The 22898-nt window shown below is 67.3% G+C and carries 26 protein-coding genes; 10 read left to right on the top strand and 16 right to left on the bottom strand.

All coding sequences use genetic code 11. From position 1 onward, the window contains the following. Nucleotides 1–23: 23 nt before the first annotated feature. On the bottom strand, nucleotides 24–485 hold the full coding sequence (locus E2E27_RS09050) for a peptidylprolyl isomerase (protein WP_141458632.1): 462 nt from the start codon (nucleotides 483–485) through the stop codon (nucleotides 24–26). Between the two features lie 101 nt (nucleotides 486–586). On the opposite strand from E2E27_RS09050, the gene mgtE reads away from it, so the two are divergent. Both mgtE and E2E27_RS09040 read left to right on the top strand, forming a co-directional pair. Then, nucleotides 587–2035 carry a magnesium transporter gene (mgtE, locus tag E2E27_RS09045; RefSeq protein WP_141458631.1) on the top strand — a complete coding sequence of 483 codons (1449 nt, stop codon included), beginning with the start codon at nucleotides 587–589 and terminating at the stop codon, nucleotides 2033–2035. Between the two features lie 72 nt (nucleotides 2036–2107). Then, complete coding sequence (locus E2E27_RS09040) at nucleotides 2108–2500, top strand: DUF1489 family protein (protein ID WP_141458630.1); 393 nt, start codon at nucleotides 2108–2110, stop codon at nucleotides 2498–2500. Here the strand turns inward: E2E27_RS09040 and E2E27_RS09035 are convergent. From E2E27_RS09035 to E2E27_RS09025, 3 genes are read right to left on the bottom strand one after another with little or no spacing between them, the layout of a single operon-like run. After that, nucleotides 2497–3183, bottom strand: a complete 687-nt coding sequence (locus E2E27_RS09035) for a DsbA family oxidoreductase (protein WP_141458629.1) — start codon at nucleotides 3181–3183, stop codon at nucleotides 2497–2499. The genes E2E27_RS09040 and E2E27_RS09035 overlap by 4 nt on opposite strands. After that, on the bottom strand, nucleotides 3180–4076 hold the full coding sequence (gene nudC, locus E2E27_RS09030; protein ID WP_141458628.1) for an NAD(+) diphosphatase: 897 nt from the start codon (nucleotides 4074–4076) through the stop codon (nucleotides 3180–3182). Before nudC ends, E2E27_RS09035 begins: the two co-directional genes overlap by 4 nt. After that, entirely contained in the window at nucleotides 4076–5395 is a 1320-nt protein-coding gene (locus tag E2E27_RS09025) for a serine hydrolase domain-containing protein (RefSeq protein WP_141458627.1), read from the bottom strand. The genes nudC and E2E27_RS09025 overlap by 1 nt, the downstream gene beginning before the upstream one ends. 108 nt (nucleotides 5396–5503) lie before the next feature. Here E2E27_RS09025 and E2E27_RS09020 point away from each other — a divergent pair, with 108 nt between their 5' ends. Then, complete coding sequence (locus E2E27_RS09020; RefSeq protein ID WP_141458626.1) at nucleotides 5504–5725, top strand: hypothetical protein; 222 nt, start codon at nucleotides 5504–5506, stop codon at nucleotides 5723–5725. 254 nt (nucleotides 5726–5979) lie between these two features. Here the strand turns inward: E2E27_RS09020 and E2E27_RS09015 are convergent, their stop codons facing one another. After that, nucleotides 5980–7023 (bottom strand): A/G-specific adenine glycosylase, encoded by a 1044-nt coding sequence (locus E2E27_RS09015; RefSeq protein ID WP_141458625.1) that lies wholly within the window; start codon nucleotides 7021–7023, stop codon nucleotides 5980–5982. Nucleotides 7024–7037: 14 nt separating this feature from the next. Between E2E27_RS09015 and E2E27_RS09010 the strand changes: the two genes are divergently transcribed. The 4 genes from E2E27_RS09010 to E2E27_RS08995 all read left to right on the top strand — a co-directional run bounded on the left by E2E27_RS09010 (nucleotide 7038) and on the right by E2E27_RS08995 (nucleotide 12649). Continuing rightward, nucleotides 7038–7607: a DUF721 domain-containing protein gene (locus E2E27_RS09010; protein WP_141458624.1), complete on the top strand. Its 570-nt coding sequence runs from the start codon at nucleotides 7038–7040 to the stop codon at nucleotides 7605–7607. Beyond that, the gene (locus E2E27_RS09005) at nucleotides 7604–8356 is read left to right on the top strand and encodes a DsbA family protein (RefSeq protein ID WP_141458623.1); all 753 of its coding nucleotides are present in this window, start codon (nucleotides 7604–7606) and stop codon (nucleotides 8354–8356) included. Before E2E27_RS09010 ends, E2E27_RS09005 begins: the two co-directional genes overlap by 4 nt. Before the next feature lie 93 nt (nucleotides 8357–8449). Beyond that, a complete protein-coding gene (locus E2E27_RS09000; protein ID WP_141458622.1) occupies nucleotides 8450–9199 on the top strand; it encodes a DsbA family protein in 750 nt (249 codons plus the stop codon). A 27-nt stretch (nucleotides 9200–9226) separates the two neighbouring features. Further along, on the top strand, nucleotides 9227–12649 hold the full coding sequence (locus E2E27_RS08995) for a chromosome segregation SMC family protein (protein ID WP_141458621.1): 3423 nt from the start codon (nucleotides 9227–9229) through the stop codon (nucleotides 12647–12649). 4 nt (nucleotides 12650–12653) lie between these two features. Here the strand turns inward: E2E27_RS08995 and E2E27_RS08990 are convergent, their stop codons facing one another. The 5 genes from E2E27_RS08990 to rpmF all read right to left on the bottom strand — a co-directional run bounded on the left by E2E27_RS08990 (nucleotide 12654) and on the right by rpmF (nucleotide 15821). After that, nucleotides 12654–13085: a MerR family transcriptional regulator gene (locus E2E27_RS08990; RefSeq protein ID WP_141458620.1), complete on the bottom strand. Its 432-nt coding sequence runs from the start codon at nucleotides 13083–13085 to the stop codon at nucleotides 12654–12656. A gap of 26 nt (nucleotides 13086–13111) precedes the next feature. After that, nucleotides 13112–13411, bottom strand: coding sequence for an integration host factor subunit alpha (locus E2E27_RS08985; RefSeq protein WP_181443397.1), 300 nt, complete (start codon nucleotides 13409–13411; stop codon nucleotides 13112–13114). Between the two features lie 140 nt (nucleotides 13412–13551). Then, the gene (locus E2E27_RS08980) at nucleotides 13552–14526 is read right to left on the bottom strand and encodes a beta-ketoacyl-ACP synthase III (RefSeq protein ID WP_141458619.1); all 975 of its coding nucleotides are present in this window, start codon (nucleotides 14524–14526) and stop codon (nucleotides 13552–13554) included. Beyond that, nucleotides 14523–15608 (bottom strand): phosphate acyltransferase PlsX, encoded by a 1086-nt coding sequence (plsX, locus tag E2E27_RS08975; RefSeq protein ID WP_141458618.1) that lies wholly within the window; start codon nucleotides 15606–15608, stop codon nucleotides 14523–14525. The genes E2E27_RS08980 and plsX overlap by 4 nt, the downstream gene beginning before the upstream one ends. A 36-nt stretch (nucleotides 15609–15644) precedes the next feature. Beyond that, nucleotides 15645–15821 carry a 50S ribosomal protein L32 gene (rpmF, locus tag E2E27_RS08970; protein ID WP_086736123.1) on the bottom strand — a complete coding sequence of 59 codons (177 nt, stop codon included), beginning with the start codon at nucleotides 15819–15821 and terminating at the stop codon, nucleotides 15645–15647. Nucleotides 15822–16046: 225 nt separating this feature from the next. Here rpmF and E2E27_RS08965 point away from each other — a divergent pair, with 225 nt between their 5' ends. Beyond that, nucleotides 16047–16442: an MAPEG family protein gene (locus tag E2E27_RS08965; RefSeq protein WP_181443396.1), complete on the top strand. Its 396-nt coding sequence runs from the start codon at nucleotides 16047–16049 to the stop codon at nucleotides 16440–16442. Nucleotides 16443–16573: 131 nt separating this feature from the next. Here E2E27_RS08965 and E2E27_RS08960 read toward each other — a convergent pair whose 3' ends face one another. From E2E27_RS08960 to E2E27_RS08950, 3 genes are all read right to left on the bottom strand, one after another. Continuing rightward, the gene (locus E2E27_RS08960; RefSeq protein ID WP_141461744.1) at nucleotides 16574–17215 is read right to left on the bottom strand and encodes an MBL fold metallo-hydrolase; all 642 of its coding nucleotides are present in this window, start codon (nucleotides 17213–17215) and stop codon (nucleotides 16574–16576) included. A 176-nt stretch (nucleotides 17216–17391) separates the two neighbouring features. After that, nucleotides 17392–17700: a 1-deoxy-D-xylulose-5-phosphate synthase gene (locus tag E2E27_RS08955; RefSeq protein WP_141458617.1), complete on the bottom strand. Its 309-nt coding sequence runs from the start codon at nucleotides 17698–17700 to the stop codon at nucleotides 17392–17394. A gap of 50 nt (nucleotides 17701–17750) precedes the next feature. Further along, nucleotides 17751–18431 (bottom strand): S24 family peptidase, encoded by a 681-nt coding sequence (locus tag E2E27_RS08950; protein WP_141458616.1) that lies wholly within the window; start codon nucleotides 18429–18431, stop codon nucleotides 17751–17753. Between the two features lie 123 nt (nucleotides 18432–18554). On the opposite strand from E2E27_RS08950, the gene E2E27_RS08945 reads away from it, so the two are divergent. Then, complete coding sequence (locus tag E2E27_RS08945) at nucleotides 18555–18773, top strand: hypothetical protein (protein ID WP_141458615.1); 219 nt, start codon at nucleotides 18555–18557, stop codon at nucleotides 18771–18773. Then, complete coding sequence (locus E2E27_RS08940) at nucleotides 18773–19201, top strand: hypothetical protein (protein WP_141461742.1); 429 nt, start codon at nucleotides 18773–18775, stop codon at nucleotides 19199–19201. Before E2E27_RS08945 ends, E2E27_RS08940 begins: the two co-directional genes overlap by 1 nt. 137 nt (nucleotides 19202–19338) lie before the next feature. Here E2E27_RS08940 and E2E27_RS08935 read toward each other — a convergent pair whose 3' ends face one another. Genes E2E27_RS08935 through E2E27_RS08925 form a run of 3 tightly spaced genes read right to left on the bottom strand, consistent with a single transcriptional unit; the run spans nucleotide 19339 to nucleotide 22819 of the window. Further along, nucleotides 19339–20775, bottom strand: a complete 1437-nt coding sequence (locus E2E27_RS08935; protein ID WP_141458614.1) for an aldehyde dehydrogenase family protein — start codon at nucleotides 20773–20775, stop codon at nucleotides 19339–19341. 53 nt (nucleotides 20776–20828) lie between these two features. Further along, complete coding sequence (locus E2E27_RS08930) at nucleotides 20829–21122, bottom strand: GIY-YIG nuclease family protein (protein WP_141458613.1); 294 nt, start codon at nucleotides 21120–21122, stop codon at nucleotides 20829–20831. A gap of 41 nt (nucleotides 21123–21163) precedes the next feature. Then, nucleotides 21164–22819 (bottom strand): acetolactate synthase large subunit, encoded by a 1656-nt coding sequence (locus tag E2E27_RS08925; RefSeq protein ID WP_141458612.1) that lies wholly within the window; start codon nucleotides 22817–22819, stop codon nucleotides 21164–21166. Nucleotides 22820–22898 lie beyond the last annotated feature (79 nt).

Here is a 22898-nt window from a genome sequence, read left to right as displayed (position 1 = left end):
CCCCGATTTTTCGCTGTTGTGCCTTAGGCCACCGTCGCCTTCACGATCTTCCCCGGCGCGCGCGGCGGCTCGCCCTTGGGGATCGCGTGGACGTGTTCCATGCCGCTCGTGACCTGGCCCCACACGGTGTACTGCTTGTCGAGGAAGCGTGCATCGTCGAGGCAGATGAAGAACTGCGAATTGGCGCTATTGGGGTTCTGCGCGCGGGCCATCGAGCAAACGCCTTCGACGTGCGGCTCGGCGTTGAATTCGGCCGCGAGGTCGGGCTTGTCGCTGCCGCCCATGCCGGTGCCGGTCGGATCGCCGCCCTGCGCCATGAAGCCCGCGATCACGCGGTGGAAGATCACGCCGTCGTAGAAGCCTTCCTGCGCCAGCTCGGTAATGCGCGCGACGTGGCCGGGGGCCAGATCAGGGCGCAGCTTGATGACGACGTCGTTCTGCGCGCCATCGCCATTGTCGAGCGTGAAGGTTAGGGTTTCGGCCATGTTCGTATCTCCTAAGGCAATTTGCCCGCGCTTTTAGCATCCAATGCGCCGCTGTCACCCTCCCGGCTTGCTTTTCATCCCTCCCCGCCTAAACCGCCCTCATGGCCGACGAGCGCTTCCCCGACGACGATCTGCTGACTGCCGATCCGGCAGAGGTGGAAGTGCGCCCCGACGACCGCGTCGACGACGAACGCCATGACGAGGAAAACCGGCTGAAGCCCAGCTTCGTCAGCGCCGTGCACGATGCGCTGGAGGCGGGCGACAAGGGCGCGGTCTACAATCTGGTCGAGCCGCTCCACGCCGCCGACATCGCCGACCTGATCGAACTGCTCGAACCGCGCGAACGCGCGCAGATGGCCTCGGCGATCAGCGACCTGATGACCGGCGACGTGATCGCCGAACTCAACGATTACGTGCGCGAAGACCTGATGGACACGCTGTCCGCGCAGGCCGTCGCCACCATCGCCGAACAGCTCGACACCGACGATGCGGTGCAGCTGATCGAGGATCTCGACGAGGCCGATCAGCGCGCCGTGATGGCCGAGCTGGAGCCCGAGACCCGCGAAGCCGTCTCCAGCGCGCTCGCCTATCCCGAGGAAACCGCCGGACGCCTGATGAGCCGGCATTTCGTGGCGGTGCCCGAGCATCTCACGGTCGGCGATCTCATCGATTACCTGCGCGAGGATGGCGATCTCGAACACGATTTCTTCGAAGTCTTCGTGATCGACGAGCGGCATCATCCGGTCGGCACCTGCGCGCTGAATTGGATCCTCACGACCCCGCGCTCCGTGCGCCTCACCGACGTGATGAAGCGCGACCAGACCCTGATCCCGGTGACGATGGATCAGGAAGAAGCCGCGCTGATGTTCCAGAAATACGCGCTGATCTCGGCCGCGGTGGTGGACGACAGCGGGCGGCTGGTGGGGCAACTGACGGTCGACGATATCGTCCACATCATCTCGCAAGAGGCGGGCGAGGACGCGCTGCTGATGTCCGGCGCAGGCGACGGCGACATCAACGAGCCGCTGCGCGAAGCCTATTCCGCGCGCGTGCGCTGGCTGATCGCCAATCTCGGAACGGCGGTGGTCGCCTCCTCGATCATCGCCTTTTTCGGGGCGGCAATCGAACAGCTGGTAGCGCTCGCGATCCTCATGCCGATCGTCGCGAGCATCGGCGGCAATGCGGGCACGCAGACCATGGCCGTGGCGGTGCGCGCGATTGCGACCAACCAGCTGACCCGCTCCAACACCCGGCGCATCCTGTGGCGCGAATTTCGCGTGGCGCTGCTCAATGGCGGCACTGTCGCGGTGCTCATCGGGCTGGCGGCGGCGGTGCTGTTCTCGCCGCTGATGGGCGTGGTGATCGCGCTCGCCATGATCGTGAATATCGCGATTGCGGGCCTTGCCGGCGTGCTGGTGCCGGTCATCTTCGAGCGGCTGGATCAGGACCCGGCGGTGGCTTCCAGCGTGTTCGTGACGATGATCACCGATTCGATGGGCTTCTTCGCCTTCCTCGGCCTCGCGGTGGGGATGGGTCTCGCCACGCTGTGACCTGCACTGCGGCTTGTGGAATGCGGGCGCGCGACGGGTTGATCCTGCCCGGCTTTGCCCCACATTGACCCCATGCCGCTCCACCTGACCAAGATCGCCTTCGGGGCGAAAAGCTTTTCCGAACTCGAACGCCGGATCGCCGGGCGCGGCGCCATCGCGCTCACCACCCGCAACCGCCCGACCCGGCACGAGGAATGCATCGGCGGCTCGCTCTACTGGATCATCAATCACGCCATCGTCGCGCGCTCGCCGATCATCGGCTTCGAGAAAACGCAGGACGGGCGCTGGGACATCGTGCTGGAGGGCAAGCTGATCCGCGTCCACCAGCAGGCCAAGCGCGCGCATCAGGGCTGGCGCTATCTCACCGAGGACAAGGCCCCCAGGGACGTAGCCGAGGGCGAGGACATCGGTGATGCGCTCCCCGGCAAGCTGGCGATGAAGCTGGAGCGGCTGGGGCTGGTCTAGCCCGCAGCCGCCCGGCTTTTTTCCGCCACCCGCCTGAGCGCGTCGACATAGACTTCCGGGGCCTGCGCGCCGGGGATCAGGAACTTGCCTTCCACGATCATCGCCGGAACGCCCGAGATGTTCATGTCCCACGCCTGCGCCTCCTCGGCGAGCACGCGGGCTTCGAGGTCGGGATCGTCGAGCGCGGCCTTGGCCGCCTCGCGGTGGAGGCCGACGCTTGCGGCGATATCGAGCAGCACGTCGCGGTCGCCGAGATTGCGGCGCTCGTTGAAATGGGCGCGGAACAGCGCGAGTTTCAAGGCGGTCTGCACCTCCGGCCCGGCCTGCTCGAGCGCGAAGGCGAGCAGCTTGTGGCAATCGCGGGTGTTCCACATCATCGCGGGCGGGGCCTCGCCCTCCCGCTCGTAGCTAAGGGAGACGCCCGCGCTCTCGGCAATCGCCTTCATCTGCCCGCGAATGCGCGCGCCCTCTTCGGCGGGGCGGCCATATTTGCGTTGCAGGTGCGCCTCCTGCTCCTCACCTTCGGGGGGCATCTGCGGGTTCAGTTCGAAGGGCCGCCAGCGGATTTGCGCGGCGATTTCGCCTTCCAGCTCGCGCAACGCCTTGGTCAGCTGGCCGTAGCCGATCAGGCACCACGGGCACATGACGTCGGAATAGATGTCGATGGTGAGAGTCTGGGTCATCTGTCGAGCCACCATGCCACAAGGTGATGCGCAATCGCGAAAGGGCGCGGGAAATAGAGCAGGTCGGTGCCGTGCTCGCCCGCCGCGCGCGCTTCCTCCAGCTCGGCGCGGGTGAACCAGCGCGCGTCTTCGAGTTCGGTCTTGTCGATGGTGAGTTCGGGGTCGTCCGCCACGCTGGTGCAGCCGATCATCAGTTGGCTCGGGAAAGGCCAGGGCTGGCTGGCGATGTAGCGCACGTCGCGCACGCGGACGCCCGCTTCCTCGTGGATTTCCCGCGCGACCGCCTCCTCGATGGTCTCGCCCGGTTCGACGAAGCCGGCGAGCGCCGAATACATCCGCGGCGGGAAGCGCGGTTGGCGGCCCAGCAGCAGACGGTCTTCATGCTCCACCAGCATGATCGTCACCGGGTCGGTGCGCGGGAAGTGGTCTGCGCCGCAGCCGTCGCAATGGCGCTGCCAGCCGCCCTTGACCAGCTTGGTGTGTGACCCGCAACGCGCGCAGAAGCGGTGCCGCGCGTGCCAATCGGCGAGGCTGCGCGCCCCGCCATAGATCGCCAGATCGGGCGGGCTGAGCAATTGCATCAGCTGCCATGCGGCGGGCTGGGCATAGGCCGGGCCCTCCGCCCCGCCGCTCGGCACGGGGGCAAAATGGGCCTTGCCGTCGAGCATCCCGAGGAACACCAGCTCGGCATCCTCGGCAACATCGGCGAGGCTGCCCCAGACAAGGCCGCCCGCATCGTCCACCCCGGGGAGCAAGCCGTCCATCAGCAGCACCCGCGCGCGCCAGTTCATCAGTCCCGCCAGCGCCGCATCGTCGACGCGGATATGATCCGCCCGGTCGAGCGGCGATCCGGCAAAGGCCATCGGCAGCGGGGGCAGCGCGGCGCCGTGCATCAGGCGGCCATCTTCTTGGCGCGCATGGCCTCCAGATCGGATTGCATCGCAGCAAGGAATTCGTCGCGGATCGGATAGGCTTCCGACGGCATGTATTGCGTCCACAGGCACGAGCGCAGCTTGAGGCCGAAGTCGACCGCGCCGAGCGTGCCTGCCGCCCCGCCCCAACCATAGCTGGTGCCCGAAACGCGACCGCCTGCGCCGTGGCCCTCGCCCTCGACCCAGCTGCCCGCGGTATCGACGCTGGCGGGCAGCAGGTTGGAGGTGCCGACGCGCACCGCCTCCTCGCTCATCACGAAGCGCCCGTCGAGGCGGCCATAGCCCAGCAGCATCCGCAGGAAGCGGTCGTAATCCTTGGGGCTCGAGACGAGGCCCCCGCCGCCTGCCGGAACCTCGGGCGGATCGAGGAACACCGAATTGACCCCCGGATCGATCGGGAACGGGGTGCCGCCGACGATGCCGTAATTGTCGGTCAGCCGGTCCACCTCGCTGGCGGGCACCTGCATCCAGGTGCTGGTCATGCCGCAGGGGTCGAAAATGCGCTGCTTGAGGAACGTCTCGAACGGCATGCCACTCGCCACCTCGATCACCCGGCCGAGCAGGTCGATCGAGCAGGAATAGCTCCACTTGGTGGCGGGCTGATACATCAGCGGCAGTGTCGCCAGCCGGTCAGCCCACTCGGCAAGACCCGGTGCAGGCGTGACCGGCTCGATCCCCGGAAGCGGCATCCGGCTCACCCGGCCCCCGACGAGACCCAGCTCGTTGAAGGCCTTTTGCAGCGGCCCCTTGCTGATGATCTGGTAGCCGAGGCCCGCAGTGTGGGTCAGCAGCATGCGGATGGTGATCGGCTGGCGGGCGGGCACCACGTCCTCCAGCGGGCCTTCGGGGTCGATCAGCACCTGCATGTCGCGGAAGGCGGGGAGGATCTCGTGCACCGGCTGGTCGAGCCCGAGCTTGCCCTCGTCGATCAGGATCATCGTCGCCATGCCGGTGATCGGCTTCGACATCGAATAGATGCGGTAGAGCGAGTTCTCGTCCACCGGCGTCGGCTTGCCGAGCGCGAGCGTGCCGCCGCCCACGGTGTGCGCGTGATCTTCCTGCCCCCAGCCGAAGGTCAGGAACAGGTTGGCGAGCTTGCGGCTGCTGACATACTTGTCCGCCAGCGCAGCGACCGCAGGCCAGCTTTCGGCGACGTCATGCGCGAAGGCCATCCGCCCGAACGGCAGGCCGGACAGCGCCGCGCCCCCGGTGAAGAGCGCGCCGGAACGCAGCAGCGATCGGCGCGAAAGAGCGGGCGAGGCGATGGTGTGAACCGACATGGGGGCAGAATCTCCGGCTGATGCGATGCGGAGCCTGTGTGCGGCAGGCCGCCGCACGGGTCAATCGCGATGCTTGCAATCGCGCGGTGTCTTGCCCATATAAGACACATGCTCAACGCTCTTGCCTATATCATCGGCCTTATCAGCCTCATCATCGTCATCCCTGCGCAGATCCCGCTGCTCGGCTGGGCCAACTGGCTCGCCCTGCCGGTGATCGTGACGGGGATCATTCTGGGCGCGCTGTCCTCGAAGGACGGGGGCCGCAATTTCTGCCTCGTCGTGCTGCTGATCGCGGGCGTGCGGCTCGCGCTGGGCGGCGGGCTGATCTAGAGCACTTTCCGACCATCCTGACCCACCCTGATCGCGTCATGAAGCCCGCTGGACAGGAACGGCGCGCGGCAGGGGCTGGTTGCCCCTGCAAGCGGCGTGACGAAGCCAGCGGGCTTCATGACGCGACCGCAGGCCGATTGGGCGCAGGGCGACGTTGCTCGTCGCTCACGATGCGCTGCATCGCTCGCTCCTCTCGCCTTGCCCTGCGCCCAAATCGGCTCCGTGAGCATGGGTCAGGATGGTCGGAAAGTGCTCTAACTGCCCGCCTGCGCCAGCTGCGCGGCCTTGGCGAACAGCGTCGCCAGCCCCGCCTCGCCGAGCCGCCCCACCGGCCACCACTGCCCTTCCCCCGGCGGATCGGCGACGACCGCGATTGCCACCACCTCGAGCGTCAGGCTGGCATGGGTGAAGCCGTGCCGCACCGCGCCGATACTGCGCATCTCGCCCGCGACGGGAGCCTTGCCCGAGCCATCGGCGCGCGCGCTCCAGCCATCGTCGGGCAAGGCGCGCATTCCCCCGAGCATCCCTGATGGCGGGCGGGTAACGAGCCACACCTCGGCGCCCCCGTCGCGCGTGATCCAGAACGCGGTGCCGCGCCGTTCGGGCACGGGCGTCTTGACGGGCTTGATCGGCAGGCGCTCGGGCTCGCCCTGCTTGCGCCCCTCGCAGGCCTCGGCCAGCGGGCAAAGCAGACAGCGCGGTGCGCGGCTGGTGCAGACGTGGCTGCCGAGGTCCATCATCGCCTGCGCGAAATCGCCCGCACGCGCATCGGGCGTGATCGTGTCCGCCGCCGCGCGGATCGCCTTGCGCGCACCGGGCAACGGCTCTGCGATGTCGAAGAGCCGCGCCACCACCCGCTCGACATTGGCATCGACCACCACCGCGCGGCGCCCAAAGGCGATCGCGGCGACGGCGGCGGCGGTGTAATCGCCAAGACCGGGCAGCCCCCGCAGTTCGGCCTCAGTGTCGGGAAAGCCGCCCCGCTCGGCCACGGCCCGCGCGCACTTCACCAGATTGCGCGCGCGCGAGTAGTAACCCAGCCCCGCCCATGCCGCCATGACGTCATCCTCGGGCGCGGCGGCGAGCGCCTCGACCGTGGGCCATGTCTCGGTAAACTTGGCAAAATAAGGCTTCACCGCCGCAACCGTGGTCTGCTGGAGCATCACCTCCGACAGCCACACGCGGTAGGGCCAAGCCGGATCGGGCGGCAGCGGACTCCCCGGCGGCGCGCGCCACGGCAGATCGCGGGCGTTGCGATCGTACCAGGCAAGCAGATTGTCGGAGATACTGGCAGTCACGCGCCGCCTATGGCATGGCGGGCGCAATCATGGGAAGCGACAAGACATCCTCCGGCAAGAAGGGCCAGATCAAACCATACACCCGCCCGCGCGGCACCGGCGTGCGCGCGATCGGCGATCTCACGCCCGAGATCGGCCGCACCGCCTTCCGCCGCTTCGGCTTCGTGCAGTCCTCGGTCGTCACCCGCTGGCCCGAAATCGTCGGCCAGCGCCACGCCCGCGTTTGCAGCCCCGAAGCGATCCGCTTCCCGCCGGGCGAAAAGGCCGAGGGCATCCTCGATCTGGTGGTGATCCCGGCCCATGCGCCGCTGATCCAGCAGGTCGTGCCCGAGATCATCGAGCGGGTGAACCGCTTCTTCGGATATCGTGCGGTCGCCCGCGTCAAGCTGCGGCACGGCGCGGTCACCCCGCCCGCCGACGCTGCCCCGGCCAAGCCGCCGCCGTCGCTCAAGCCGATCCCGCTGGAATTGGGCGACAGCTTGCGCGATATCGGCGATCCCGAACTGCGCACCGTGCTGGAATCGCTCGCGCGCAGCCTGACGAACACGCAAGACCCCGCCCCTGAGGACAACCCGACGTCATGATCAAGCCTCTCCTCCTCTCCGCTGCCGCCGCCGGTGCTGCCGCTCTGGCCCTGGCGGGCGCACCAGTCGCCGCGCAGCAGGATCTCGAGCGACCCGACAGCGCCTTCGTGCCGCAGGAGAACCCCGGCACCTGGCAATCGACCGTCGCGCGCACCGATCGCGGCCATGTGATCGGCAATCCTAGGGCCGAGGCGCAGATGATCGAATTCATCAGCTACACCTGCCCGCACTGCGCCGATTTCACCGCGCGCGGCGAACCGGCGATCGAGATCGTGCTCCTGAAGCCCGGCAAGGTCAGCGTCGAGGTGCGCCCGGTGATCCGTAACGAGATCGACACCACCGTCACCCTGCTCGCCCAATGCGGCGACCCCGCCGGGTTCAAGGCGCGCCATCAGGCGCTGATGCTGTCGCAGGCCGACTGGCTGGGCAAGGCGCGCGCTGCGCCGCAGAGCCAGCAAGCGCTGTGGCTGCGCGGCGACCGGGCCGGACGGATGAACGCCGCCAGCGCGCTGGGGCTCACCCAGATGCTGGTCGCGCGTGGCCAGTCGCAATCCGAACTCGACGCCTGCGTTTCGGATGATGCCGCCGCCCAGCGCCTGCGCGACAACAGCAAGGCCGACCATGCCGAGATCGGGGTCCACAGCACGCCGAGCTTCGCGCTCGATGGCAAGCTGCTCGACGAGGTCCACAGCTGGGAGGCGCTCTACCCTGCACTTTCAGCCCGCTTTGCCGCCCAGCCGGGCAGCTGAGCCGACTTGTTCACACCCCGCCGCCCGCCCCGCTTGCTGGACGGGCAGGCGAGACGCTATCCTGCCCCTTCACTGCCTGAGGATTTCCGACCGATGACTGTCTCCCGCCTGCTTTCGCTCCCCCTGCTCGCGCTCGCGCCGCTCATGCTGGTCGCTTGCGGCGACGATGCCGCTACCGATGGCACCGTGGCCCGCGGTGAGCCGATCCCCGCGATCGCGCCCCCGGCGGGCCAGCAGTGGAGCGATGTCGTCACCATCACGCCCGAAGGCGGCTACATGGTCGGCAACCCCGATGCCCCGATCAAACTGGTCGAATATGCCTCGCACACCTGCGGCGTCTGCGCCCGCTTCGCCACCACCGGCAAGCCTGTGATCAAACAGAAATACGTCCCCACCGGCGTCGTCGCGTTCGAACAGCGCGAGGTGTTCCTCAACCCCTACGACGTGATCCTCGCCACGCTGGCGCAGTGCGGCGCAAAGGAACAGTTCCAGCCACTGTCCGATCAGGTCTGGGAAGAGCATGACCCGATCGTTGCCCTGTTGCAGAGCAACCCGCAGGCGGTGCAGGCCGCCGAGAACCTGCCTTTGAACCAGCGCTTTGCTGCCATCGCCGAGGCGACCGGCCTGCTCGAATTCTTCGCCGCGCGCGGGCTCAGCGCCGATCAAGGCCGCGCCTGCCTTGCCGATTCCGCCAAGATCGAGGCGCTGGTGAACACCACCAAGGCGCAGGCCGACAAAGACAAGGTTACCGGCACGCCGACCTTCTTCCTCAATGGCCAGCGCGTCGACGGCACGGCCTGGGAAGTGGTCGAACCGCAGCTCCAGCGCGCCGGCGCGCGCTGAGGCGAGCGGGGGCGCAGACCCGACCCGATGCAGATCCACCGGCTCAAGCTCAGCGGTTTCAAGAGCTTCGTCGAGCCGGCGGACTTGCGCATCGAGCCCGGGCTGACCGGCGTCGTCGGCCCCAATGGCTGCGGCAAATCCAACCTGCTCGAAGCGATCCGCTGGGTGATGGGGGAAACCTCGGCCAAGTCGATGCGCTCGGGCGGGATGGAGGACGTGATCTTCGCGGGCACCTCCACCAGGCCCCCGCGCGACTTTGCCGAAGTGGTGCTCCATGCCGAGGACGATAGCGGCGAGGAGCTGGTCGTCACCCGCCGGATCGAGCGCGGCGCGGGTTCTGCCTACCGGGTGAATGGCCGCGACGTGCGCGCCAAGGATGTCGCGCTCACCTTCGCCGACGCGGCCACGGGCGCGCACTCCCCCGCGCTGGTCAGCCAGGGCAAGATCGCGCAGGTGATCGCCGCAAGGCCCGCCGAGCGCCGCGCGATGCTCGAAGAGGCTGCGGGGATCGCCGGTCTCCACGTCCGACGCAAGGATGCCGAGAGCAAGCTGCGCGGGGCAGAGGCTAACCTCGCCCGGCTTGAAGACCTGATGGCGGGCCTGGACGCGCAGATCGCTTCGCTGAAGCGGCAGGCGCGGCAGGCGGAACGCTACACCGAGCTCACCACGAAGATTCAGGCGGCCGAAGCGCGGCTGCTGTTCGCCCGCTGGCGTGAAGCCGCCGCCGCCGCCAAATCCGCGCGCGCGGCGGCAGAGGACGCCGAAACCAAAGTGTCTCAGGCGCAGAAGCTGGTGGAGATCGCGCAAAAGCAGCAGGCCGCGGCGGCGCAGGCGCTTGCCGATGCGCGCGACGAACTCGCCGACCGGCGCGACGATGCCAGCGCCCACGGTCACCGCTTGGCGGCGTTGTCTGAAAAGCTCGAAGCCGCCGAAACCCGCCTCGCCGATCTCGCCCGCCAGCAGCGCCGGCTGGAGGAAGACCGCACCGATGCAGACCGGCTGACCAACGCCGCGGTCGCCGCGCTCGCCCGGCTGACCGACGAACTCGCCGCCAGCCGCGAAGCTGCTGCCGCCGCCGAAGCCGCGCGCCCGGTGCTCGCCGAAAAGGCCGAGGACAAGGAACGCGCCCACCGCGCCGCCGAACTCGCGCTGGCCAAGGCGACTGCCGATCAGGCCGGCGTCGAGGCCGAGTGGCGCGTCGCCGAAGCGGCGGTTGATCAGGCCGAGGCCCGCCTCGCGCGGATCGAGGCCGAAGCCGCGCGCCTCGCCCGCACCCGCGCCGAACTGGAAAGCGCAGGCGATCCGGAGGCCGATGTCATCGCCGCCCGCGCCGCTGTCGAGGACGCTGGCGAGGCGGTGGCGCGGCTGCGTGCCAAACTCGCGGAAGACCAGTCGCGCAAGGCCGAGTTGCAATCGCGCCGCGACGAAGTGGCGAGTGCCCTCGCCGCCGCGCGCGCCGAACTCGCCGGGGTCGATCGCGAGCACACAGCGCTCGCCCGCGACCGCGAGGCGCGCGCCAAGCGCGAGGCCGGGCGGCAGGGCATGGCGACCCCGCTCGACCGTGTCACCGTCGCCCCCGGATACGAACGCGCGCTCGCCGCCGTGCTGGGACGCGATGGCAAGTCGCCACTGGGTGCCCCTGCGGGTGAGGCAGAGGGGCGGTTCTGGACGGGGGCCGCTGCGCCAGAGCCGGTCGCCGACAGCCTGGCCAAGCGCCTCTCGCAATGCCCCGAGGAACTCGCCGCGCGGCTGGCTCTGGTGCATTGTGTCGATGAAGATGATGGCCGCACGCTCGCCCCCGGCGAATGGCTGGTGACCCGCGCGGGCCATCTGCGCCGGTGGGACGGGTTCGTCGCGCGGGGCGAAGGCGCGGCCGAGGCGGCGCAGCTCGAAGCGGCCAACCGCTTTGCCGAACTCGACGCCGCCCTCCCCCCCTTGCGCGCCGCCGCCGCCGCCGCCGAGGCCGAGGACAAGGCGGTGCGCGAGGAACTCTCCGCGCTGCAAACCGCGCTGGTCGCGCAGGAACGCAGCCTCGCGGGCGCGATCGAGGCCGAGCGGCAGGCCCTGCGCAAGCTCGATCAGGCCGAAGCCGCGAAGGAACGCCTCGCCGCGCGGCTCGCCGAACTCGCCGCGAGTGCCTCCGACATCGATAGCCAGATCGCCGCCGCAAGCGCCGAGGTCGCAAGCGCGCGGGAGGCCTGCGCGCGCCTGCCCGAGAAGGACGCCGGACGGGCCGCGCTGGAAGCCGCGCAGGCGCGCAACGCCGCAGCGCGCGCTGCCGTGCAGGCCGCGCTCGCCGATCTGGCCGCACAGGATCAGGCGCTGGCCGTGGCGCGCGAGCGGCTGGCCGCGCAGACCGCTGACCATGCGGGGTGGCAGGCGCGCTCCTCGGATGCCGAGCGGCGCATGGCCGAGACCACCCGGCGGCTCGCCGAAATCGCCGAGGAGGTCGCGGTCCATGCTGCCAAACCGGCCGCGCTCACCGCCGAAATCGAGGCGGGCGAGGCGACCCGTACCCGCCTCGCCGAAGAACTCGCCGCCGCCGATGCCGTGATGCGCGAGGCCGACACCCGCCAGCGCGCCGCCGACACCGCGCTCGCGCAGGCGACCGAGGTGCTCGCACAGGCCCGCGAGAGCCGCGCCAGCCTCACCGCGCGCGCCGAGAACGAGGAACTGCGCCGCGCCGAAATGGCGCGCATCTCGGGCGAGCGCTTCCAGTGCCCGCCGCCCTTGCTGGGAGAGCGCTTCGGCTTCGACGAAAACGATCTGGCCCCCGCCGCAGACGAATCCACCGAGCTCGAAAAGCTCACCGCCGCGCGCGAGCGGATCGGCCCCGTCAACCTCGTCGCCGCCGACGAACTCGCCCGGATCGAGGCCGAGCATGGCTCGTCAGCCGAGGAACAGGCCGAACTGGTCGAGGCCATCGCGCGGCTGCGTGGCTCGATCGGCAGCCTCAATCGCGAGGGCCGCGAGCGGCTGCGCGCGGCTTTCGAGGCGGTGGACGGGCATTTCCGCGTGCTCTTCACCCGGTTGTTCGAAGGCGGGCAGGCGCATCTGGCGCTGATCGACAGCGACGATCCGCTGGAAGCGGGGCTGGAAATCTACGCCCAGCCGCCCGGCAAGCGACTGCAATCCTTGTCGCTCCTGTCTGGCGGCGAGCAGGCCCTGACGGCAACCGCGCTGATCTTCGCGCTGTTTCTTACCAACCCCGCCCCGATCTGCGTGCTCGACGAAGTCGACGCGCCATTGGACGACGCCAATGTCGAACGCTTCTGCGACCTGCTCGAATCCATGGTCGCCACCACCACCACCCGCTACCTGATCGTCACCCACAACGCGGTAACGATGAGCCGGATGCACCGTCTGTTCGGGGTGACGATGGCGGAAAAAGGGGTCTCGCGCCTCGTCAGCGTCGATCTCGGCGAGGCCGCGCTTCTGGCAGCGGAGTAAGCGCCTAACTCTCCAGCGCCGCGGCCAGCTTGGCGCGCAGGGCCTTGAGCCCGGCGATCACCTCGGTCATTTCGGGTGCTTCGGCGACCACCACCCGCACGCCGGGGGTCTCGCCGCTGTCGGCGCCCGCACGGCGATCGCCGGCGCGGCGGTCGGTCGAGCGGCGGTCGAGCCCGGACTTGGCCGAAGCGCGAAGCACCGCCTCGGCGCCCTTCAGGGTATAGCCCTCGCGATTGATCAGCCGGTCGATGGTTTCGACCAGCGCGACATCGTCCGGGCGATAGTAACGCCGCCCGCCGCTGCGCTTCAGCGGCTTCAAAAGCGGGAACTGCGCTTCCCAATAGCGCAGCACGTGCGGTTTGATGCCCAGCGCCTCGCTGACTTCGCCGATGGTGCGCAGCGCGCCTTCGTCCTTGCCGTCATCGAACCCGGTCATCAAACCTCACCTTGCAGGCCGAAGGGTTACCCCTTGGCAATCCGTTCCTTGAGCAGTTGGCTCGCGCGGAAGGTCATCACCCGGCGCGGCGTAATCGGCACTTCGACCCCGGTCTTGGGGTTGCGGCCGATCCGTTCATTCTTGTCGCGCAGCACGAAGCTGCCGAAGCCCGAGATCTTGACGTTCTCGCCTTTGGCGAGCGCATCGCTCATCTTGGCGAGGATCGCTTCGACCATGTCGAGCGACTCGGCGCGGCTAAAACCCATCTTCCGGTTGATGGTTTCCGCCAGATCGGCGCGGGTGAGAGTGCCAACCGAACGCATCATGCGTATTCTCCTTTGCGGCGCGACCCGAAGGAAGGCGCAAAGCTTTACGATTTTCGTGCGGTTTTGCAACGCGATGCCGGGCGTTGTGATGAATTTTCCGCAATTGTGTCAGGTGCGGGTCTGCCGCTGCCCCCTTGCGGTCACAAGCGAATGAGGCTCGCCCCCCAGGTAAAGCCGCCGCCCATCGCTTCCAGCATCACCAAATCGCCCGGTTTGATCCGCCCGTCCTTGCGCGCCACATCCAGCGCCAGCGGCACCGATGCGGCCGAGGTGTTGGCATGATCCTGCACGGTCACGATCACCTTGTCGGGCGAAATGCCGAGCTTCCTCGCGGTCGCATCGAGGATACGGGCATTGGCCTGATGCGGCACCACCCAGTCGATGGCGTCGGCAGAAACCCCCGCATCCTCAAGCACTTCCTTGAGAACTGACGAGAGGTTGACGACCGCATGGCGGAACACTTCGGGGCCCTTCATGCGGACATGGCCGGTGGTCTGCGTGGTCGAGGGGCCGCCGTCGACATAAAGCAGGTCGTGATGCGCCCCGTCGGCGTGCAGCCGCGCGGCGAGGATGCCGGGGGCGTCCGGCCCCTGCGCTTCGCCCGAGGGCGCTTCGAGCACAACGGCCCCGGCCCCGTCACCGAACAGCACACAGGTGGTGCGGTCTTCCCAATCGAGGATGCGGCTGAACGTCTCCGCCCCGATCACCAGTGCGCGCTTCGCCATGCCGGTCTTGAGCAGCGAATCGGCGACGCTCAGCGCGTAGAGAAAGCCCGAGCACACCGCCGCGACATCGAAGGCGACCCCGCCGTTGCAGCCCAGTGCCTGCTGCACCTTAGTGGCGGTGGCGGGGAAGGTGTTGTCGGGCGTGGCCGTGGCGAGCACGATCAGCCCGATGCTGGCCGCGTCCACCCCCGCATCGGCGAGCGCGGCGCGCGCGGCGGCGATCGCGAGGGTCGAGGTGGTCTCGTCATCCTCGGCGATATAGCGCTGGCGGATGCCGGTGCGTGCGACAATCCATTCGTCGGAAGTGTCGACGCGTGTCGCCAGCTCGGCATTGGTCACAACCCGGCGCGGCAGGGCCGATCCGGTGCCGAGCAGCCGCGAACCGCTCACGCCGCAGTCTCGTCGCGCGGCGCAGGCTTGGCGCGGCCCTTGCGGCTCAGCGCCCCTTCGCCCAGCTGCGAGAGATCGTGCGCGATCCGCTCGGTCAGCTTGTTTTCGAGCAGCCGCGCGGTCACCGCGACCGCGTGGGCGACACCCTTGGCCGTGGCGCTGCCGTGGCTCTTCACCACCACGCCATTGAGACCGAGGAAAACCGCGCCGTTGTGGTTATTGGGATCGAGATGATGCTTCAGCAACTCGGTCGCCGGACGCGAGACCAGGAAGCCGATCTTGGAGCGCAGCGAGGAGGTGAAGGCCTGCCGCAGCAGATCGGTGACGAAACGCGCCGAGCCTTCGATTGCCTTCAATGCGATATTGCCCGAAAACCCGTCGGTGACGACCACATGGGTTTCGCCCCGATTGATCTTGTCACTTTCGACGAAGCCGTCGAATTGCAGCGCCAGCCCGCCCTCAGAGGAAGCGGCGGTCAGCATCGCGGCGGCATCGCGCAGTTCTTCGGTGCCCTTGATCTCTTCGGTGCCGATGTTGAGCAGGCGCACGACCGGCTTTTCGAAGCCGTTGACGATCCGCGAATAGGCCGCGCCCATTACCGCATATTGCACGAGGTTGCGTGCATCCGCCTCGGTATTGGCGCCGAGGTCGAGCATCACCACGTCATGCGCCTTAAGCGTCGGCATGATAGCGGCGAGCGCCGGGCGGTCGATCCCGGGCATGGTGCGCAGCGCGAGCTTGCTCATCGCCATCAGCGCGCCGGTGTTGCCGGCGCTGACAGCCGCGCCCGCATCGCCCGATTTTACCGCGTTGACGGCGAGACCCATCGAAGTCGTCTTGGCACGGCGGATCGCGCGGCTGGGGAGCTCGTCGCCGCCCACCACGTCGTCGCAATGCAGGATTTCGGAGGCCGCGCGCAGGTTGGGGTGATTTTCGAGCGCGGCTTCGATACGCGCGCCATCGCCCACCAGCAGGAAGTTGAACTTGTCGTGGTCGCGCCGCGCCAGCGCCGCGCCCTCGACCATCACGCGCACGCCTTCATCGCCGCCCATCGCATCGACAGCGATACGGGGCAGGCTCATGACGCGTTACTCCGGTTCAGTGTACGGGCCATCGGCTCAGCCGACGGCGACGACCTGACGCCCGTTGTAGTGGCCGCAGTGGCCGCAGATGTTGTGCGGGCGCTTCAGCTCACCGCAGTTGGGGCATTCGTGGAACGCCTCGACCTTCAGCGCATCGTGCGAACGACGCATGCCGCGACGGGAAGGCGATACTTTTCTCTTGGGGACAGCCATGGCGGCACCAATTCCTCAACTAACTCTGTGGGGCACCGGGTGGCACCTGCGATTCTCGAAGGCCGCCCTTACGGCAAGGAGCGCGCGCGCACAAGCGACAAGCAGGTGCGAGCATTCCTTGGCCAGCAGCGGCGGGAAGGCGCGCGCTATAGCGAAAATTTCGCGCGTTGCAACCCGCTCGCGGCCCGCCTAGCAAGGGCGCCGCAATATCGAGGGGATCCTATCATGATCGTGCTTCCTGTGACGCTCGCCACAGCGGCGGCGGCGGCCGTGCTCAATATCTGGCTGTCGATCCGCATCGGCGCGGTACGCCGCGCGCTGTCGATCAGCGTGGGTGACGGCGGGAGCGAGAGCCTCGAGCGCCGGATGCGGGCGCAAGCGAATTTCGTGGAGAACACGCCCTTCGTGCTGGCGCTGATTGCGGCGATCGAACTGGCGGGCCGGGGCAGCGGGTGGCTCAGCCTGGTCGCGGCTGTCTACATGATCGGGCGGGTGCTGCACGGCTTCGGCATGGACGGCGGCAATTGGGGCTGGGGCCGGATGGTCGGGACGCTGGTGACGATGCTGGTGCTGCTCGGGCTGGCGGTGGTCGCCGCGCTGGTGGCGATGGGGGTAATGTAGGCTTGCCCCACAAGGAGCGCTGACCGGCCCGCTATCAAGCGGGCCGCAAGCGCGACCGCGCGCCCGCAGGTGCTAGAGCCCGCAGGGATCGAAACAGCACCGAGGACGACCCCGCGGAGGCGGGGTCGCAATCAGGAAAGCGCGTAGTCGCTCACAAAAGCATTGGTCTTGCGCTCGCGCCCGAAAGTGCTGGTCGGGCCGTGGCCGGGAATGAACATCACGTCCTCGCCGAGCGGCCAGAGGCGCTGGGTGATGGAATCGATCAGGTCCTGATGATTGCCGCGCGGGAAGTCCGTGCGGCCGATCGAGCCCTGAAACAGCACGTCGCCCACGATCGCGAAGCGGCTGGGTTCGTGGAAAAACACCACGTGGCCCGGCGTGTGGCCGGGGCAGTGGATCACGTCGAGCGTGAGTTCGCCCACCGTCACCGTGTCGCCATGCTGGAGCCAGCGGGTCGGCGTGAAGCTCTTCGCCACCATCCCCCAGCGCGGGCCGTCGTCATCGAGCTGGTCGATCCAGAAGCGGTCATCCTCGTGCGGGCCTTCGATGTCGAGGCCCAGCTCCTCCGCCAGCATCCCCGCCTGCCCACAATGGTCGAGATGGCCGTGGGTGACGAGGATCTTCTCCAGCGTGACGCCCGCCTTGGCGACGCCCTCCTTGAGCCGGTCGAGATCCCCGCCCGGATCGACCAACGCACCTTTCATGGTTTTGGTGCACCAGATCAGCGAGCAGTTCTGCTGAAGCGGCGTCACCGGAATGATCGCGGCGCGCATGGGAGGCGTGGGCTTGGGGGTGTCGGTCATACGAAAGGGATGGAGAGGGCGGCCGTCAATTGCAAGAGCAGTCCTGTCCCCGCCCCGGGCTTGACCCGGGGCCCAGCCTTCTCGGTCGGCACGAAACCGAGCGGGGCCCCGGATCAAGTCCTGGGCGGGGAGCCAATGGGATCAGATCAAGCCTTCCCGCGGATGTCTCGCCAATATTCATCCCTCACATCCTCGTCTATCTCAACAGGCACCGAGCTGTCGGGATAGAGTCGGTCCCGGCCATCCTTGCGCGGGCCAGAAATCCAGAACCTCTCACCATTGTCTTCGGCGATGTGATTGTATTTGAAGCCGCCGCCGACCTTCAGAAAGGTGCGGCCTGCATAGTGGACAGAGCGACCCGACTTCGAAAAGGTCACGCGTCCTATCCGGGCCGGACCATTCAGCCCTTCGGACTTGCTCTCGATATACATGATGCGGGTCTTGAGGTTGGACATAGGCGAGAGATATCAGGGCAAGCCACGCCTTTCCAGCAACTTGCATGGGCTCACACCCGCCCCCCTTTCCAAACTACCCGTCCGATGATCGCAACCTCGTCAGCCGCTACCTCGACCGGCGGGTAGGCGAGGTTTTGCGAGAGCAGCGCCACCCGCCCCGGCCCCGCGCTGGCGACGCGCTTCACCATCAGCGTGTCGCCGAGGCGCACCACGTGGATACCGTCGCGGAACGGCTTTGGCGAGCAATCGACGAGGATCTCGTCGCCGTCGTTGAGCAGCGGTTCCATCGAGTCTCCCTCGACCCGGATCGCGGAAAGCTCGGCGCGGGCGAGGCCCTGTTCTTCCAGCCAGCGGCGCGAGAAGCGGAATGTGTCGAAGGCGGCCTCGCTTCCGGGCACCCGCCCCGCCCCGGCCGCCGCGTCGAGATCGAGCCGCGGGACTTCCACCCAATCACCCGCATCCCGCCGCTTAGGGACCTTTACGTAGGAATTTTCCTGCGTCTCGCGCAGCTCGCCCTCACCCACGCCGAGGAAACGGGCGAGCGTCGCGCGGTCCTGCTCCTCCAGCTTGCGCGGACTGCCTTTGCGAATGAATTGCTGGAGATAGGAGGAATTGCGTCCGAGAAGATCCGACAGGGCCGCAAGGCTCACCCCGCGTTCCTGCGACAATTCCAGCAACCGCGCCCGGGGCCCGGAGAGGGCTTCAGCGCCGCTGTGTTGGGTTTCCTTCATAGGCACTTCCTACACGAAAGAAATTTCCTAGACAAGGACGAAAAAACATGGAACATTTCAGGAACATCGGGCGAATCACCCGATGCCAACCCATCGGCTCAGCATCAACAGGGACGCAAAACCATGCTGCTTCGGACCATCGAAACCTTCCTCAGCGAGCATCGCCTGCCCGCGACGCGATTCGGGCGACTCGCCGCCCATGATCCGCGCTTCGTTCTCGACCTGCGCATGGGCCGGAGCCCGCGCCGCGAAACCGAAATGCGCACCCGCGCATGGATGAAAGGCTATGCCGACCGCGCCGCCGTCGAGGCGTCCGGCGCGGGCAAGGGGGAGATGGCGTGATGTTGCTGACCGAAAGCCTGCGCGATCCCTTCGCGCATATCTTCGCCGATTTCGCCGAGATCGAGGTTAAGTCCGCCCCCCTCCCCGCCGCGCCACCTGCCGCCCTGCGCGCACGCCGGACGCTGGCGGATCGGGTTCATGCGGCGCTGATGGCGCTCACCGACGGGCATGGCACGGTGCTGGGCCACGAGGAGAAGGCTTGGGCCTCGATCACCTTTGCGGGCACGCGGCACGAAGTGGTGATGGAATTCTGCGGAGCGGACGCGGTGGCGGGCGGCGAGGAGTTGATCGAGCGCCTGCCCGATCACGAGTTCACCCTCCCCGGCCAGCTGGTCGCCGATGCCACCATCACGAAGGTCGACCACCGCTTCGGCGCGATGGAGCGGCTTGAGGTGACGGCGGTGCTGCTGCTGCTTGAGGAGGGGTGACCCTCTAGCCCCCTCCTCTTCAGAGGAGGGGGCTAGAGGATGGTGGCAAGCGCAGCGAGCGCGCCACGCACCACCCCGCTGCGACTAGGCAGCAAGCTGCCAAGTCTCGCTGCCCCTCCTCTCAAGAGGAGGGGTGACTAGGTCCGCCGCACGATCAGGTTCCGGATCTCGCTCATGTCCTCCATCGCGAAGCGGATGCCTTCGCGGCCGAGGCCCGAATCCTTCACCCCGCCGTAGGGCATGTTGTCGACCCGGTAGCTGGGCACGTCGTTGATCACCACGCCGCCCACGTCGAGCCGGTCCCAGCTGTCGAACATCCGGAACAGGTCGCGGGTGAAGATCCCCGCCTGAAGGCCGAAGCGCGAATTGTTGACCTCTTCCAGAGCGGCATCGAAATCGTCGAACTTCTGGAGGATCGCGAGCGGGCCGAAGGCTTCCTCGTCGCGCGCCTTGGCGCCTTCGGGCACGCCTTCGAGCAGCGTCGCTTCAAGCATGTTGCCGCGTGACAGCCCGCCGCCGCACAGCAGGGTCGCGCCTGCATCGACCGCCTCGTCGATCCAGCCCTTCAGCCGCTCGGCCTCGCCCTTGGAGATCATCGGGCCGATGAAGGTGTCGCGCTCCTTGGGATCGCCTGCCACGAGCGTCTTGGTCTTGGCGACCAGCATGTCCTTGAAGCGGTCGTAGACCTCGGCATGGATCAGGATGCGCTGCACCCCGATGCAGGACTGGCCCGACTGGTAGAAAGCGCCGAAGATCACGCGCTCCAGCGCATCCTCCAGATCGGCATCCTTGTCGATCACCACCGCCGCATTGCCGCCGAGTTCGAGGATCACCTTCTTCTTGCCCGCCTTGGCCTTCAGCTCCCAGCCCACTCCGGGCGATCCGGTGAAAGAGAGCAGCTTCAGCCGCTCATCCTCGGTGAACAGATCCGCCCCGTCGCGGCTGGCGGGGAGGATGCTGAACGCGCCTTCGGGCAGGATGTCGCATTCGGCCAGCACCTCGCCCATGATCAGCGCGCCGAGCGGGGTCTTGCTGGCAGGCTTCATTACGAAGGGACACCCCATCGCGATCGCCGGCGCGATTTTGTGAGCGGCAAGGTTGAGCGGGAAATTGAAGGGCGAAATGAAGCTGCACGGCCCGATCGGCACGCGCTTCCACATCCCCATGTAACCCTTGGCCCGCGCGGAGATGTCGAGCGGCTGAACCTCGCCGTAGTTCCTGACCGCTTCCTCGGCGGCGATGCGGAAAGTGTCGATGAGGCGGGTGACTTCGCCTTCGGAATCCTTGATCGGCTTGCCCGCCTCGACACATAGCGCATTGGCGAGTTCGTCAAAGCGTTCGCGGAAGCGGCTGACGCAGTGCATCAGCACGTTCTGCTTTTCGTAGGAAGCGAGCCGCGCCATCGGCTCGGCCGCGCGCACCGCACCTGCAATCCCCTCCTCGATCACATCCGGCATCGCCAGCGCGGTGCGGAACGCGACCTCGCCGGTGTATTTGTCCGTGACCTCGAGATCGGTGTTGGGCTGCACCGGCTTGTTGTTGAGGTAGAGCGGGTAAGTGTCCTTCAGCTTCACGGGATCTCTCCAAGAGAAATGTCATCCCCGCGAAAGCGGGGACCCAGGGGCGATCAGGCGTTGATCCGTTCAAAAAGATCGAGCCATTGCGGATTGTTCCGCTCGATCAATTCGAGCTTCCATGACCTCCGCCATTTCTTGATCCGCTTTTCGCGCAATATCGCTTCGTTCACATCGTTGAACGCCTCGATATGGACAAGCCGATGCACGCGATAACGGCTCGTGAAGCCGGGGACGGCTCCGGTCCTGTGCTGCCAGATTCGCGCTGGGAGGTCGGAGGTGACACCGACATAGAGCGTCCCGTTGCGAGCGCTTGCGAGGATGTAGACGTGATAGGTCTTCTCCATAGCCGCCCCTGGGTCCCCGCTTTCGCGGGGATGACAAAAGATCAAAGCTCCTTGCTCAACCGCTTGATATCGTGGTTCAGGATCTGGTCGTTCTCGCTGTAGTCGACCGGGCAATCGATCAGGTGCACCCCGGACGTGTCGCGGCAATGCGCCAGCAGGTCGGTAAGGTGCTCGCTCGACGTCACCCGGTGGCCGGTCGCGCCGTAGCTTTCGGCATATTTGACGAAATCGGGGTTGCCATAGGTGAGGCCGAAATCGGCAAAGCCCATGTTGGCCTGCTTCCAGCGGATCATCCCGTAGGCATCGTCGCGCAGGATCAGCACCGTGAGATTGAGGCCCAGCCGGACGGCGGTCTCCATCTCCTGCGAGTTCATCATGAATCCGCCGTCGCCGCAGATCGCCATCACCTTGCGCTCGGGGTAGAGCATGGCGCTCATCATCGCGCTCGGCAGCCCCGCCCCCATCGTCGCGAGCGCATTGTCGAGCAGCACGGTGTTGGGGAGGTAGGCGGTATAGCCGCGCGCGAACCAGATCTTGTAGACCCCGTTGTCGAGGCAGATGATCCCGTCCTCGGGCATCGCCCCCCTCACCTGCGCCACCAGATGTGGCGGGAAGATCGGGAAACGCGTGTCGGCGGCGAGCGGCGCGGTATGTGCGACTTCGGCGGCGCGGTATTCCAGCATCCTGCGGAAATCCCAGCGGCCCTGGGGCACGATGTCCTCCTTGATCTGCCAGATCGCGTTGGCGATGTCGCCGATCACCTCCACTTGCGGGAAATAGACCGGATCGACCTCCGCCGTGCGGGTCGAGACGTGGATCACCGTCGGCCCGCCCTGCTGCATGAAAAAGGGCGGCTTTTCGATCACGTCGTGGCCGATGTTGACGATGCAGTCCGCATCCTGGATCGCGCGGTGGACGAAATCGCCCGCAGAGAGCGCCGCGCAGCCGAGGAAGAGCGGATGGCGTTCATCGACGACGCCCTTGCCCATCTGGGTCGTGACGAAGGGAATGCCGGTCTTGTCGATGAATTGGCGCAGCATCCGCCCGGTCATCTTGCGGTTCGCACCCGCACCGATGACGAGGATCGGGGCCTTGACCTGCTCCAGCGCCAGCACCGCGTGCCGCACGGCCTTCTGCTCGGCGGAAGGTCGCCGCGCAATCGAGGGGGCGAGCGGCCGGCTGGTGGTGTGCTCCTCGGCAATATCCTCGGGGAATTCGAGATGGACGGCGCCGGGCTTTTCCTCCTCGGCCAGCCTTATCGCCTCGCGCACGCGGCTGGGGATGTTGTCGGCGCTCGCCAGCTGGTGCGCGTACTTCGTGATCGGGCTCATCATCGCCACCACGTCGAGGATCTGGAAGCGGCCCTGCTTCGATTTCTTGATTGGCTTCTGCCCGGTGATCGCCAGCGTCGGCATCCCGCCCAATTGCGAATAGGCGACCGCGGTGACCATATTGGTCGCGCCGGGGCCGAGCGTGGCGAGGAACACCCCGGTCTTGCCGGTGTGCCGCCCGTAGGTCGCTGCCATGAAGCCCGCGCCCTGTTCGTGCCGGGTGAGGATCAGCCTGATCTTTTCGGACTTCGACAGGCTTTCGAGGAAATCGAGGTTCTCTTCCCCCGGCACCCCAAAGATATATTCGACGCCCTCGGCCTCAAGGCATTCGATGAAAAGGTCCGATGCCTTCTTGGTGTCGCTCATGCTCGCAATCCCCCCATTGCAAAGCGCAGCCCCTCGGCTGGCAGGGTGTGATGGACCGCAAAGGCGCCCTTGTATTGCA

Source organism: Porphyrobacter sp. YT40 (assembly GCF_006542605.1).
In the GTDB taxonomy this organism is placed as follows: domain Bacteria; phylum Pseudomonadota; class Alphaproteobacteria; order Sphingomonadales; family Sphingomonadaceae; genus Erythrobacter.
The sequence above is the reverse complement of the archived record's forward strand: the minus strand, read 5'-3'. Positions and strand labels throughout refer to the sequence as shown.